This is a genomic window from Streptomyces sp. NPDC090119 (genome assembly GCF_044747085.1).
Taxonomy (GTDB): domain Bacteria; phylum Actinomycetota; class Actinomycetes; order Streptomycetales; family Streptomycetaceae; genus Streptomyces.
Window position 1 is genome coordinate 186,604 of record NZ_JBIVDK010000007.1, and the last position, 12,156, is coordinate 198,759.

A 12,156-nucleotide genomic window follows, 5' to 3' on the forward strand; every position below is an offset into this window, starting at 1 on the left:
CCGACCTGGCTGTGTCTCGTGGGTGCGCGCCGATCGTAGGGGCGTGGACATGACGGAGGGGAGACCTCGGCGGGAACACGCGGGTGACGCCTGATGTCCCCTGGGGTCTCGTCGGCAGGTGAGCCCATGTCAACAACACGTAAGACCTCGGTGAATCGCGCGGCTCGATGTGCGCTTTCCCCGTGGCCGCGAGTAATGTCCTCACCTGCACAGACTCATATCGCCCGCTCGGCCTGGAGGACCCGTTGTCCCGCTTCGCGCTCATCAAGGCAGTGCTCGCGCCGGCCATGCGCCTGATGTTCCGCCCCCAGGTGGAGGGCCTCGAGCGCATTCCCGGCGAGGGTCCGGTGATCCTGGCGGGCAACCACCTCACGTTCATCGACTCGATCGTGCTCCCGGTGGTCTCCAAGCGGCAGGTGCAGTTCATCGGCAAGGACGAGTACGTCACCGGCAAGGGGATCAAGGGCCGGGCGATGGCCTGGTTCTTCACCGGCGTCGGCATGATCCCGGTGGACCGGGACGGGGCGAACGGCGGCGTGGCCGCGCTGATGACCGGGCGCCGGGTGCTGGAGGAGGGCCGGGTCTTCGGGATCTACCCCGAGGGGACCCGCTCCCCCGACGGACGGCTGTACCGGGGGCGTACGGGGATCGCTCGGCTGACCCTGATGACGGGGGCGCCGGTGGTGCCGTTCGCGATGATCGGCACGGACAAGCTTCAGCCGGGAGGGAAGGGGTTCCCTCGGCCGGGGAAGGTGACTGTCCGCTTCGGCGAGCCGATGGAGTTCTCCCGGTACGAGGGGATGGACCGGGATCGTTATGTGCTGCGGGCTGTGACGGATTCTGTGATGGCCGAGGTCATGCGGCTTTCCGGGCAGGAGTACGTGGACATGTATGCCACTAAGGCCAAGGCGGCCTGAGGTCGTTATTCGGGTGCGGGTGCGTTGTGGCTGGTCGCGCAGTTCCCCGCGCCCCTAAAGATCCTTGTCCAGCCGTTGGTTCTTCAGCAGGAGCCACGCTGCTGCGGACGCCGCCAGCAACACTGCCGCTCCTGCTCCTGACGCCAGATGCAGGCCATGTACGAAGGACTCTCTGGCCGCGTCCAGAAGTGCCTGGGACGTGGAGGCGGGGAGGCTCGTCGACGCTTCTACTGCCGCGCCCAGCGACTCATGGGCCGTTTCCGGGGTGCCCGGTGGCGCCGTGAAGTCGCGGTAGGCGGCCGTCACGATCGAGCCCAGCAGGGCGATGCCCAGGGCCGCGCCCAGTTCGTAGGCCGTCTCCGAGACAGCCGAGGCGGCGCCCGCGCGGTTCCTGTCCACGCTGGAGAGGATCACGTCCGAGGTGACGGTGAAGGAGAAGCCCGCGCCGACGCCGACGATCAGCAGGGCGGCGCCGAGCAGCGGGTAGCCGGTGGTGGCGTCGAGCGTGGTGAGGACGGCGAGGGAGACGCCGATCGCGGCGAGGCCGCCGGAGACCACCGCGCGTACCGAGAAGCGGCGCGCCGCGCGGCCCGCGACCAGTCCGGCCACCACCGCGCCCACGGCGGCGGGGAGTTCGGCGAGGCCCGCCTCGAACGGGTGCCTGCCCTGGACCAGTTGGAGGAACTGGGACAGGAAGAACACCAGCCCCGACATGCCGAGCACGGTCAGCAGGTCCGCCAGCACCGCCCCGCTGAAGCCCCGGTGCCGGAACAGCCGCATGTCCAGCAGCGGGGTCGGCAAAGTGAGCTGGCGGCGGACGAAGCCGTACAGCGCGGCCGCGCCCAGCAGGCCGGTGGCCAGGGTGAGCGGGCCGAAGCCGTGGGTGGCGGCCTCCTTGACCGCGTAGACCAGGGCGAGCATGCCGACCAGGGACAGCAGCACGCTGAGCAGGTCCCAGGGGCCGGGGTTCGGGTCGCGGGACTCGGGCAGCGTGCGGACGCCGACCAGGACCAGCACCGCCATCACCGGCAGGTTGATCAGGAACACCGAGCCCCACCAGAAGTGCTCCAGCAGGAAGCCGCCCACGATCGGGCCGACGGCCGTTCCGGCCGAGGCGGTGGCGCCCCAGATGCCGATGGCGAGGCTGCGCTCGCGCGGGTCGTGGAAGAGGTTGCGGATCAGGGCGAGGGTCGCGGGCATCAGGGTGGCGCCCGCGACGCCGAGCAGGGCCCGCGCGAGGATCATCAGGCCGGGGCTGGTGGCGTAGGCGTTCAGGACGGAGATCGCGCCGAACGCGGCCGCGCCGCACAGCAGGACGCGCTTGCGGCCGACGCGATCGCCGAGGCTGCCCATGGACACGAGCAGTCCGGCGAGGACGAAGGAGTAGACGTCGCCGATCCACAGCAGCTGGGTGCCGGACGGGTGCAGGTCCTCGCTGATGTAGGGGGTGGCGAGACCGAGGACGGTGGCGTCGACGGCGACGAGCAGGACGGCGAGGACGAGCACCGCGAGCGCCAGCCAGCGGCCGGGACGCGGCTCGGTCTCGGTCCGTACGGGTCGCAAGGTGCTGGTCATGACTGCTCTGCCGGTCATGACTGATCCCGGCGCAGCGCGCCGCCGAGGAGCAGCTCGGCGACCATCGTGGAGAAGTCGCGGGAGGCCACCCGGCCGTCCAGCGCGGCCCAGGCGCACGAGGTGATCAGCCCGTAGAAGGCTTCGGTGAGCCAGCCGGGGGTGAGGTCGATACGGAGGTCGCCGTCGCGCTGGCCGCGCTGGAAGAGGGCGCTGATCCGGGTGTCCAGGCCCAGCCAGCGGGCGTTCTGCCCCTCGCCCTCCCAGAGCTGGTTCTCGCCGTAGAGGAAGGCGAGCAGTCCGGCGGCGGGCTGGATCTCGCTCACCAGTCGGCGCACGGCGTCGGCGGCGGGGCCCTCGTCCAGCCGGGCGCGGTCGAGCGCCGCCTCGCACTCCGCGATACCGAGCGCCTCCAGCGCGCGGACCAGCGCGTCGCGTCCGGCGAAGTGGCGGTGGAGCGTGGCGCGGCTGATCCCGGCGGCCCGGGCGACCTCGTCCATCGTCGCCGTGGACTTGCGGGTCAACAGGGCGGCGGCGGAGCGCAGCACGTGGTCACGGTCGAGAGCCATGAGACAAGAGTACCTCGCTTGAGACATTGATGTCTCATTGCGGGCACGCGTGACTCATCGAGGCTGGTCGCGGCGGGTCTCAGTGCCAGGGCAGCTCGCCGCGTCGCTCCCAGTACGCCCGGGGGTCCTCCGCGAGGGCGTCGAGGCGGGCCCGCTGGTCGTCGGTGAGGTCGACGGCGGCGGCGTGGAGGTTGGAGCCGAGCTGGGGGACGGTCGCGGCACCGGACAGGACGACTCCGGCCCAGGGGCGGCTGAGGATGAGGGCCAGGGCGACGGCGTCCGGGCCGAGGCCGGTCTCCTCGGCGATGTCCCGCAGGGCCTCGGGCGCGTGCTCCGGGGCGAGCCTGCCGTTGGCCATGCCCTCCTTGACGATCACCGCCAGCCCGGCGTCGTGCGCCTCAGCCAGCGCGGGCCCGGCCGAGGTCTCCAGCGCGTTGTACGTGGACTGCACGGTGCCGAAGAGCGGCCTGCCGTCCACGGTGATCTCCAGCGCGGCCCGGATGGTGTCTGCCTGGGCGGGGCCGCTGGTGGAGAAGCCGATGGTGAGGCCGCCCGCGGCCGCTTCGGCGAGGCGGGCGTGCAGGGCGCGGTCGGTGAGGGCGGGGCTGTCGGGGGTGAGGGAGTGGATCTGGTAGAGGTCCAGCCGGTCCCCGAGCAGCTCGGCCGTCTCGGCGCGCTGCCGGTCGTGCGTGGCGAGGGTGTGGTCCTTGACCTCGTGCCGGTCGGCCTCGGTGGACCAGTCGGCGGTGTAGGTGTAGCCCCACTTGCTGCCGACCACCACGTCGTCGTTCTCCGGGCGGGCCGTCAGCCAGTCCGCGAGGAACTCCTCGCTGCGGCCGTAGGAGCGGGCGGCATCGAAGTAGCGGACGCCTTGGGCGTAGGCGGCGTCGAGGAGGTCGTGGGTGCGGGTGCGCAGCGCTTCGGCGCTGCGGTCCTGCCCCAGGTCTCGGTCCCGGCCCAGGTTGATGTAGCCGGGGCGGCCGACCGCGGCCAGACCGAGACCCAGGTGGCAGGTGGGGGTGGTCGCGGAGGATAGGCGGGCGAAGGGCATCGCGGGCTCCGTTCGGTCGGCTGATCAGCTCCCAAACTAACCCGCGACGCCCTTCGTTCAGTGCTTCTTGGCGTCCGCCCAGGCATGCTGCCGCGCGAGGTCGTCCTTGACCTCCGCGAGCTGCACCGCCACCGCGCTCGGCGCCGTACCGCCCCTGCCGTCGCGGGACGCGAGCGCGCCCTTGACGTTCAGTACCGTGCGGACCTCCGGGGTGAGGTGGGGGGAGATCTTGGCGAACTGGTCGTCCGTGAGGTCGCCCAGTTCCTTGCCGTCCGCCTCCGCGACCTTGACGCACTCCCCCGCGACCTCGTGCGCGACGCGGAACGGCACGCCCTGGCGGACCAGCCATTCGGCGATGTCGGTGGCGAGCGAGAACCCGGCCGGGGCCAGCTCCTCCATGCGCTCGCGGTTGACGGTGAGGGTGGCGATCATGCCGGTGAAGGCCGGGAGCAGCACCTCCAGCTGGTCGCAGGAGTCGAAGACGGGCTCCTTGTCCTCCTGGAGGTCCCGGTTGTAGGCGAGCGGCAGCGCCTTCAGCGTGGCCAGCAGGCCCGTGAGGTTGCCGATCAGCCGACCGGACTTGCCGCGTGCCAGCTCCGCGATGTCCGGGTTCTTCTTCTGCGGCATGATCGAGGAGCCGGTGGAGAACGCGTCGTGCAGGGTGACGAAGGAGAACTCCTTCGTGTTCCAGATGATGATCTCCTCCGCGATCCGCGAGAGGTCGACGCCGATCATCGCGGTGATGAACGCGAACTCCGCGACGAAGTCCCGCGAGGCCGTCCCGTCGATGGAGTTCCCGGCGCTGCCCCGCTCGAAGCCGAGGTCGCGGGCGACCGCCTCGGGGTCCAGGCCGAGGGAGGAACCGGCGAGCGCGCCGGAGCCGTACGGCGAGACGGCGGTGCGCTCGTCCCACTGGCGCAGCCGCTCGGCGTCCCGGCCGAGGGACTGGACGTGGGCCAGCACATGGTGGGCGAAGAGCACCGGCTGGGCGTGCTGGAGATGGGTGCGGCCGGGCATGGCCACGTCCGGGTGGGCCTCCGCGAGGCCGACCAGGGCGTCCTGGAGCTCGGCGATCAGGCCGCCGATGATCCGGGCGTGGTCGCGCAGGTACATCCGGAAGAGGGTGGCGACCTGGTCGTTCCGCGAGCGTCCGGCGCGGAGCTTGCCGCCGAGGTCGGGGCCGAGCCGCTCCAGCAGACCGCGCTCCAGGGCGGTGTGCACGTCCTCGTCGGCGATGGTGCCGGTGAACTCCCCGGAGGCCACGTCGGCTTCGAGCTGGTCGAGCCCGGCGAGCATGCGGGTCAGCTCGTCCTCGGTGAGCAGCCCCGCGGTGTGCAGAACGCGCGCGTGGGCGCGGGACCCGGCGATGTCGTAGGGGGCGAGCCGCCAGTCGAAGTGGACGGACGCGGACAGCTTCGCCAGGGCCTCGGCGGGACCGTCGGCGAAACGGCCGCCCCAGAGCCGTACGTCACCGCTGTTGCTGCTCACTGCGTTGCTCCTCAAGCTCGGGATGTGCCGCCGCCTCCCCACCCTGGCAGGCGGAGAGGCGGTGGCCTACTGCTTAACGACGGTGCCTACGCGAGGTCCCGCTTGGCCGCGATCTTCGACGACAGGCTGTAGATGTCGATGAAGCCCTTGGCCGCGGCCTGGTCGAAGCTGTCGCCGGTGTCGTAGGTGGCGAGGTTGAAGTCGTACAGCGACGACTGGGACCGGCGGCCCGTGACGACGGCGCGACCGCCGTGCAGGGTCATCCGGACGTCGCCGGAGACGTGCTCGTTGGCCTCGGCGATGAAGCCGTCCAGCGCCCGCTTGAGCGGGGAGAACCACTGGCCGTCGTAGACCAGTTCGCCCCAGCGCTGCTCCACCTGCCGCTTGTAGCGGGCGAGTTCACGCTCGACGGTGACGTTCTCCAGCTCCTGGTGGGCGGTGATCAGGGCGATGGCGCCCGGCGCCTCGTACACCTCGCGGGACTTGATGCCGACGAGGCGGTCCTCGACCATGTCGATCCGGCCGATGCCCTGGGCCCCGGCGCGCTCGTTGAGCTGCTGGATGGCCTGGAGGACGGTGACCGGGCGGCCGTCGAGGGCGACCGGTACGCCGCGCTCGAAGGTGATGACGACCTCGTCGGCCTCGCGGGCCTCGGCCGGGTTCGAGGTGTACTCGTAGATGTCCTCGATCGGGGCGTTCCAGATGTCCTCCAGGAAGCCCGTCTCGACGGCGCGTCCGAAGACGTTCTGGTCGATGGAGTACGGGGACTTCTTGGTGGTCGCGATCGGGAGGTTCTTCGCCTCGCAGAAGGCGATCGCCTTGTCCCGGGTCATCGCGTAGTCACGGACCGGGGCGATGCACTTCAGCTCGGGGGCGAGGGCGACGATGCCCGCCTCGAAGCGGACCTGGTCGTTGCCCTTGCCGGTGCAGCCGTGGGCCACCGTGGTGGCGCCGTGCTTCTGCGCGGCGGCGACGAGGTGCTTGACGATCGTCGGCCGGGACAGGGCGGAGACCAGCGGGTAGCGGTCCATGTACAGGGCGTTCGCCTTGATCGCCGGGAGGCAGTACTCCTCGGCGAACTCGTCCTTGGCGTCGGCCACCTCTGCCTCGACGGCACCGCACGCGAGGGCGCGCTTGCGGATGACGTCCAGGTCCTCGCCACCCTGACCGACGTCCACCGCAACGGCGATGACCTCGGCGCCCGTCTCCTCGGCGATCCAGCCGATGGCGACGGAGGTGTCCAGTCCGCCTGAGTAGGCGAGTACGACGCGCTCGGTCACGGTTTCTCTCCTCACGTGCATTCGCTGATATGCATGAGTATGCAGAACTCCGCATGATTCGTCAATCGCGGAGGTGGGGTAGGCAGCGGGCATGGGAAAGACATATGAGCGGATCGACGGCAGGCTGCGGAAGTTCATCGAGGAGCAGCCCCTCTTCTTCACGGCGACCGCGCCCCTGGCCGGCGACGGCACGGTCAACCTCTCCCCCAAGGGCCTCAAGGGCTCCTTCGCCGTGCTGGACGAGCTGACGGTGGCCTATCTCGACTTCGCGGGCTCCACCGCCGAGACCGTGGCCCACCTGCGGGAGAACGGCCGGATCACCCTGATGTGGTGCGCCTTCCAGGGCCCGCCGAACATCGTGCGCGTGCACGGCCGGGGCGAGCCGGTCTTCCGCGACGACCCGCGCTTCCCCGAGCTGCTGGCCGCCTTCCCCGGCATCGACCCGGCCCCGCACGGACTGCGGGCGATCATCGTGGTGCACGCCGAGCTGGTGCGGGACTCCTGCGGATACGCCGTGCCCCGCATGGTCTACGAGGAGGACCGCGATCTGCACGGGCGGCGCTTCGCCCGCGAGGACGACGCCTCGCTGAGCGACTACTTCACCAGGAAGGAGCACATCGCGACGAGCATGGACGGGCTGCCCGGCCTGCCGTTGCCGCTGCCGCCCTCTACGGTCTGAGCCATGCGCCGCCGCCTGGTCACCGCCCTCGTGTCCGCCTCCTTCTGCGCGCTCGGCCTCGCACCGGCCGACACCCCCTTGCCCGCACGCCTCGCGGACACCGGCGGCGGTACCCAGCTCATCACCGCCGAGGCCCCGGACAACGGCTCCACCACCGGCACCCTCACCTGGTGGGACCGGCGGCACGGCCACTGGACGGCGGCCGGGACCGCGCCCGCCCGGTTCGGGTCGGGCGGGCTGGTGGCGGGCAACGAGCGGCAGCAGGGCACCAACACCACCCCGACCGGGCTGTACGACCTGCCGTTCGGCTTCGGCATCGAGGCGGCACCGGCCGGGACCCGCGTCAAGTACCGCCCGGTCGCGGAGAGTTCCTGGTGGTGCCAGGACAACGACTCCCACGCCTACAACCGCTGGGCGGACCCCCTCCCGGCCGACTGCCGTGCCTCGGAGTCCGAGCACCTGGTCACGTACCCCAGCCAGTACGCCCACGCGCTGGTCATCGGCTTCAACTACCACCGTCCGGTGCGCGGACGCGGCGCGGGCATCTTCCTGCACGTCAACGGCAAGGCGGCGACGGCCGGTTGTGTCTCGGTACCCCCTGAGGCCATGACCCAGATCCTCCGCTGGACCGACCCGGCCCGGCATCCGCACATCGCCATCGGCACGACGGGCGGGGCCACCTCGATCACCCGCTACTGACACCCGCCAGGTCACCCGCCGGGACGCTGAACACTCCGCTCGTACCGCACGTATGTGTGGGCCAAGGGTCAAGTCCCCCGGAGGAACCGTGACCACCACGCTCGCAGGCGGACGTGCCGCCCGCCGCCAGACGATGCGCCGCATCCGCCCGCGCCGCTCACCGGCCGTCCCCCTGCTGCTCGCGGTGTGGGCCGGTGCGGCGGCCGTGTTGTGGCTCTGGTGGCACAACACCCCCTCGATCGCCGACAACGCGGGCCGCGTCCTGAACGCGGGCCGGATCACCGGTCTGCTCGCCGGGTACCTGATGGCGCTGGTCGTGCTCCAGATGGCGCGCGTACCGGCGCTGGAGCGGCGGGTCGGCTCGGACCGGGTGGCCCGCTGGCACGCGATGAGCGGCCGCTACACGCTGAGCCTGGTCCTGGCGCACGTCTTCCTGATCATGTGGGGGTACGCCCTCCAGGCGGGCAAGTCGCTCGGCGACATCGTCCAGCAGACGATCGACTCGGTGAACCAGCTGCCCGACATGGGCAAGGCGGCCATCGGCACCGGCCTGTTCGTGGTGATCGGGCTCTCCTCCATCGGCGTGGTCCGGCGCAGGCTGCCGTACGACACCTGGTACCACGTGCATCTGCTGACGTACGCGGCGGTGTTCCTGACCTTCTGGCACCAGATCACCACCGGCAACGACTTCGCGGTCGAGCCGATGGCGAAGACGTTCTGGTACGTGCTGTACGGCGCGGTGACCGCGCTGGTGCTCTGGTACCGGGTGATCGTGCCGGTCCGGCTGAACCTGCGGCACCGGATGCGGGTGGAGGCGGTGATCGAGGAGTCGCCGGGCATCGTGTCGGTGCTGATCTCCGGGCGGAAGCTGCACCGGATGGGCGCGGAGGCGGGGCAGTTCTTCCGCTGGCGGTTCCTGGCGCCGGGGATGCGGTTCAGCTCGCACCCGTACTCGCTGTCGGCGGCGCCCCGGCCGGGGATGCTGCGGATCACCGTGAAGGCGATCGGCGACCACAGCGCGCGGCTGCGCGAGCTGGAGCCGGGCACGCGGGTGTGGGCGGAGGGCCCGTACGGGGCGCTCACCGCGCAGCGCCGCAGCCGGGGCAAGGTGCTGCTGGTGGCGGGCGGGGTCGGGATCACGCCGATGCGGGCGCTGTTCGAGACGCTGCCGGGCGCCTCGGGTGACATCACCCTGCTGTACCGGGCCAACACCACGCAGGACCTGGCGCTGTGGGACGAGCTGGCCGCGATCGCCGAGGAGCGGGGCGCCCGGCTGATGTACGCGGTGAACAGCCCGGAGGGTGAGCGGCCGGACATCTCGGCGGAGAACCTCCGGCGCAAGATGCCCGACATCGACCGCCACGACGTCTTCATGTGCGGGCCGCCCGGCTTCGCGCAGTCGGTGTACGAGGCACTGCGCGGCGCGGGGGTCCCCGCCCGGCGCATCCATCACGAGTCGTTCGAGATGTGAGCGGAGCTCCAGAAGCCATGAGGAAGAGCCACCCCATTCGGCGCGTGATGCTGGCCACCGCGGCCACCGTGTCCGGTGTCGTGCTGCTGCTGTCGCTGAAGCCCGCCTCCGATCCGGCCGCGGCGTCGGCGGCCGCCCCTCCGGCGGCCGGGGCGCAGGAGTCGCCGCAGGGCGGGTCCGGCGGCGGTGCCCAGGCGTCGGACAAGGCCGGCACGGTCACCGGGGCCGCGGCGCAGACGCCGTACGGTGCCGTGCGGGTCCGGTTGACGGTCAGCGGCGGGAAGATCACCAAGGCGGAGGCCGTCGAGGCGCCGAAGGGTCCGACGAGCGACGAGAAGACCGCGCTCGCCGTGCCCCGGCTGAACCAGGCGGCGCTGGCGACGCAGAGCGCGGACATCGACTCGGTGTCGGGCGCGACGTACACCAGCACCGGGTACAAGAAGTCGCTGCAGTCGGCGCTGGACCAGGTGAAGAAGCCTTCCACGGGCGGGAGTTCGGGGGCCGCGCAGGCCCGTACCGTCACCGGCAAGGCGGAGCAGACGCCGTACGGGGCGGTGCAGGTCCGGGTCACGCTCAGCGGGAAGAAGGTCACCAAGGCGGAGGCGGTCCAGGCGCCGAAGGGCCCGACGAGCGACGAGAAGACCGCGCTGGCCGTACCTCGGCTGAACCGGGCGGCCGTCGCCTCGGGGAGCGCGGACATCGACTCGGTGTCCGGGGCGACCTACACCAGCACCGGGTACAAGAAGTCGCTCCAGTCCGCGCTGGACCAGGCCGGGTGACCGGGACGGTGGCCGAGCGGGCGGGGACACCGCATGTGGTGCGGCACGCGGAGGAGGTCATGGGGACCGTCTTCTCCTTCGACGTGCGCGGCGGCGACCCCGACGAGGTGCGAGCGGCGCTGGACACGGCGGTCGCCGGGCTGCACGAGGTCGACGCCGTGTTCAGCACGTACCGCGAGGACAGCGAGGTGTCCCGGCTGGCCCGCGAGGAGCTGACGGCGGGCCAGTGCGCCCCGGAGGTCCGCGAGGTGCTGGAGCTGGCGGCCGAGGCGGAGCGGGTCAGCGACGGCTGGTTCAGCACCCGGTACCGGGGGACGCTGGACCCGACCGGCATCGTCAAGGGCTGGTCCGCCGAGCGGGCCGCGCGCACGCTGGCCGCCGTCACCGGGGTGTGCGGGGTGAGCGTGAACGGCGGGGGTGACGTCCAGATGCTGGGGGCGCCCGAGCCACACCGGGCCTGGCGGGTGGGCGTGGCCGATCCGCTCCGGCCGGGCGGACTGGCGGCGGTGGTGTCGGCGGCCGGTACGGACGAGCTGGCGGTGGCGACCTCGGGCACGGCCGAGCGGGGCGCGCACATCGTGGACCCCCGCACCGGCCGCTCCGCGGTGACCGACCTCGTCGCCGTGACGGTGGTGACCCCCCGGCTGACCTGGGCGGACTGCTGGGCCACGGCCGCCTTCGCCATGGGCTCCCGCGCGGGCCTGGCCTGGCTGGAGTCCCTGCCGGACGTGGAGGGCCTGCTGATCACGGCGGGCGACGAGGTGCGCTGCACGGGGGGTCTGGCGACCCGGCTGGGGTGAGGATGCCGCCCCGGCCGGGACGCCCCACGAGGTGCCGTCCGTCGCGGGGCTAGGGGGTGTCTTGTCGATCAGGCCGCGAGCCCGGCGTGATCGGCAAGACACCCCCTAGGTCTTCTTTCCCCTCTTGAGCCTGGTGTTGCGCCACATGCCGATCGACACGTTGATGACGATGATCAGGGTGAGGATGATCGCCCCGGTGGGCCAGAAGTCGCTGCCACCGTCGGCCGCCAGCTGGAGCAGTGCCATGGCCGGGTCCCCTCTCGCGCCGTGACCGGTCCCGCTCACGCGGATACCCCGCGCCGGAGCCTCAAGGCGTGTTCTGCGCCAGCCGGAGCAGATGGTCGGCCAGGGCCTGGCCGCCCGTGGGGTCGCGGCTGATCAGCATGACGGTGTCGTCGCCCGCGATGGTGCCGAGGATGTCGTGGAGTTCGGCCTGGTCGATGGCCGAGGCGAGGAACTGGGCGGCACCGGGCGGGGTGCGCAGCACGACGAGGTTGGCGGACGCCTCGGCGGAGATCAGCAGCTCCTGGGACAGGCGCCGCATCCGCTCCTCCTTGGCGGAGCCGCCCAGCGGGGCGCGCGGGGTGCGGAAACCGCCCTCACTGGGCACCGCGTAGATCAGGTCGCCGTCGGTGTTGCGGATCTTGACCGCGTTCAGCTCGTCCAGGTCGCGGGAGAGCGTCGCCTGAGTGACGCTCAGCCCGTCGTCGGCGAGCAGCTTGGCGAGCTGGCTCTGCGAGCGCACCGGCTGCCGGTTGAGGATGTCCACGATCCGGCGGTGTCGGGCCGTCCGGGTCTGCGGTACGGCGGGTCCGCCCGCCGCCTGATCGTGGTCCTGCGCCTGGCTCATC

At 71.7% G+C, this 12,156-nt stretch carries 13 protein-coding genes; 6 read left to right on the forward strand and 7 right to left on the reverse strand.

Going from position 1 to position 12,156, the window contains the following annotated elements; translation table 11 throughout:
- Nucleotides 1–287: 287 nt before the first annotated feature.
- Nucleotides 288–917, forward strand: coding sequence for a lysophospholipid acyltransferase family protein (locus ACIPPM_RS28025; RefSeq protein WP_374201406.1), 630 nt, complete (start codon nucleotides 288–290; stop codon nucleotides 915–917).
- A gap of 54 nt (nucleotides 918–971) precedes the next feature.
- On the opposite strand, the gene ACIPPM_RS28030 is transcribed toward ACIPPM_RS28025, so the two are convergent.
- The 5 genes from ACIPPM_RS28030 to ACIPPM_RS28050 all read right to left on the reverse strand — a co-directional run bounded on the left by ACIPPM_RS28030 (nucleotide 972) and on the right by ACIPPM_RS28050 (nucleotide 6,877).
- Complete coding sequence (locus tag ACIPPM_RS28030; protein WP_401453106.1) at nucleotides 972–2,492, reverse strand: MFS transporter; 1,521 nt, start codon at nucleotides 2,490–2,492, stop codon at nucleotides 972–974.
- A gap of 14 nt (nucleotides 2,493–2,506) precedes the next feature.
- The gene (locus ACIPPM_RS28035) at nucleotides 2,507–3,058 is read right to left on the reverse strand and encodes a TetR/AcrR family transcriptional regulator (RefSeq protein WP_401452756.1); all 552 of its coding nucleotides are present in this window, start codon (nucleotides 3,056–3,058) and stop codon (nucleotides 2,507–2,509) included.
- A 79-nt stretch (nucleotides 3,059–3,137) separates the two neighbouring features.
- Nucleotides 3,138–4,109 carry an aldo/keto reductase gene (locus tag ACIPPM_RS28040; RefSeq protein ID WP_401452758.1) on the reverse strand — a complete coding sequence of 324 codons (972 nt, stop codon included), beginning with the start codon at nucleotides 4,107–4,109 and terminating at the stop codon, nucleotides 3,138–3,140.
- A gap of 57 nt (nucleotides 4,110–4,166) precedes the next feature.
- Nucleotides 4,167–5,597 carry an argininosuccinate lyase gene (argH, locus tag ACIPPM_RS28045; protein ID WP_401452760.1) on the reverse strand — a complete coding sequence of 477 codons (1,431 nt, stop codon included), beginning with the start codon at nucleotides 5,595–5,597 and terminating at the stop codon, nucleotides 4,167–4,169.
- An 86-nt stretch (nucleotides 5,598–5,683) separates the two neighbouring features.
- Nucleotides 5,684–6,877 (reverse strand): argininosuccinate synthase, encoded by a 1,194-nt coding sequence (locus tag ACIPPM_RS28050; RefSeq protein ID WP_401452762.1) that lies wholly within the window; start codon nucleotides 6,875–6,877, stop codon nucleotides 5,684–5,686.
- Between the two features lie 91 nt (nucleotides 6,878–6,968).
- Between ACIPPM_RS28050 and ACIPPM_RS28055 the strand changes: the two genes are divergently transcribed.
- The 5 genes from ACIPPM_RS28055 to ACIPPM_RS28075 all read left to right on the forward strand — a co-directional run bounded on the left by ACIPPM_RS28055 (nucleotide 6,969) and on the right by ACIPPM_RS28075 (nucleotide 11,305).
- Nucleotides 6,969–7,556 carry a pyridoxamine 5'-phosphate oxidase family protein gene (locus ACIPPM_RS28055; protein ID WP_401452764.1) on the forward strand — a complete coding sequence of 196 codons (588 nt, stop codon included), beginning with the start codon at nucleotides 6,969–6,971 and terminating at the stop codon, nucleotides 7,554–7,556.
- Nucleotides 7,557–7,559: 3 nt separating this feature from the next.
- The gene (locus tag ACIPPM_RS28060) at nucleotides 7,560–8,255 is read left to right on the forward strand and encodes a L,D-transpeptidase (RefSeq protein WP_401452766.1); all 696 of its coding nucleotides are present in this window, start codon (nucleotides 7,560–7,562) and stop codon (nucleotides 8,253–8,255) included.
- Between the two features lie 88 nt (nucleotides 8,256–8,343).
- Entirely contained in the window at nucleotides 8,344–9,726 is a 1,383-nt protein-coding gene (locus tag ACIPPM_RS28065; protein WP_401452768.1) for a ferric reductase-like transmembrane domain-containing protein, read from the forward strand.
- A 17-nt stretch (nucleotides 9,727–9,743) separates the two neighbouring features.
- Nucleotides 9,744–10,505 (forward strand): FMN-binding protein, encoded by a 762-nt coding sequence (locus tag ACIPPM_RS28070; protein WP_401452770.1) that lies wholly within the window; start codon nucleotides 9,744–9,746, stop codon nucleotides 10,503–10,505.
- Between the two features lie 59 nt (nucleotides 10,506–10,564).
- Entirely contained in the window at nucleotides 10,565–11,305 is a 741-nt protein-coding gene (locus ACIPPM_RS28075) for an FAD:protein FMN transferase (protein ID WP_401453108.1), read from the forward strand.
- A gap of 105 nt (nucleotides 11,306–11,410) precedes the next feature.
- Here the strand turns inward: ACIPPM_RS28075 and ACIPPM_RS28080 are convergent, their stop codons facing one another.
- Together ACIPPM_RS28080 and ACIPPM_RS28085 are read right to left on the reverse strand one after the other, a co-directional pair.
- On the reverse strand, nucleotides 11,411–11,551 hold the full coding sequence (locus ACIPPM_RS28080; RefSeq protein WP_401452772.1) for a hypothetical protein: 141 nt from the start codon (nucleotides 11,549–11,551) through the stop codon (nucleotides 11,411–11,413).
- A gap of 61 nt (nucleotides 11,552–11,612) precedes the next feature.
- The gene (locus tag ACIPPM_RS28085; protein WP_393596462.1) at nucleotides 11,613–12,155 is read right to left on the reverse strand and encodes an arginine repressor; all 543 of its coding nucleotides are present in this window, start codon (nucleotides 12,153–12,155) and stop codon (nucleotides 11,613–11,615) included.
- Nucleotide 12,156 lies beyond the last annotated feature (1 nt).

Coding starts and splice junctions, on each gene's coding strand:
- ACIPPM_RS28055 (WP_401452764.1), top strand. CDS start 6,969: ATGGGAAAGACATATGAGCGGATCGACGGCAGGCTGCGGAAGTTCATC.
- ACIPPM_RS28040 (WP_401452758.1), bottom strand. CDS start 4,109: ATGCCCTTCGCCCGCCTATCCTCCGCGACCACCCCCACCTGCCACCTG.
- ACIPPM_RS28035 (WP_401452756.1), bottom strand. CDS start 3,058: ATGGCTCTCGACCGTGACCACGTGCTGCGCTCCGCCGCCGCCCTGTTG.
- ACIPPM_RS28060 (WP_401452766.1), top strand. CDS start 7,560: ATGCGCCGCCGCCTGGTCACCGCCCTCGTGTCCGCCTCCTTCTGCGCG.
- ACIPPM_RS28030 (WP_401453106.1), bottom strand. CDS start 2,492: ATGACCAGCACCTTGCGACCCGTACGGACCGAGACCGAGCCGCGTCCC.
- ACIPPM_RS28080 (WP_401452772.1), bottom strand. CDS start 11,551: ATGGCACTGCTCCAGCTGGCGGCCGACGGTGGCAGCGACTTCTGGCCC.
- ACIPPM_RS28085 (WP_393596462.1), bottom strand. CDS start 12,155: ATGAGCCAGGCGCAGGACCACGATCAGGCGGCGGGCGGACCCGCCGTA.
- ACIPPM_RS28025 (WP_374201406.1), top strand. CDS start 288: ATGCGCCTGATGTTCCGCCCCCAGGTGGAGGGCCTCGAGCGCATTCCC.
- ACIPPM_RS28070 (WP_401452770.1), top strand. CDS start 9,744: ATGAGGAAGAGCCACCCCATTCGGCGCGTGATGCTGGCCACCGCGGCC.
- ACIPPM_RS28075 (WP_401453108.1), top strand. CDS start 10,565: ATGGGGACCGTCTTCTCCTTCGACGTGCGCGGCGGCGACCCCGACGAG.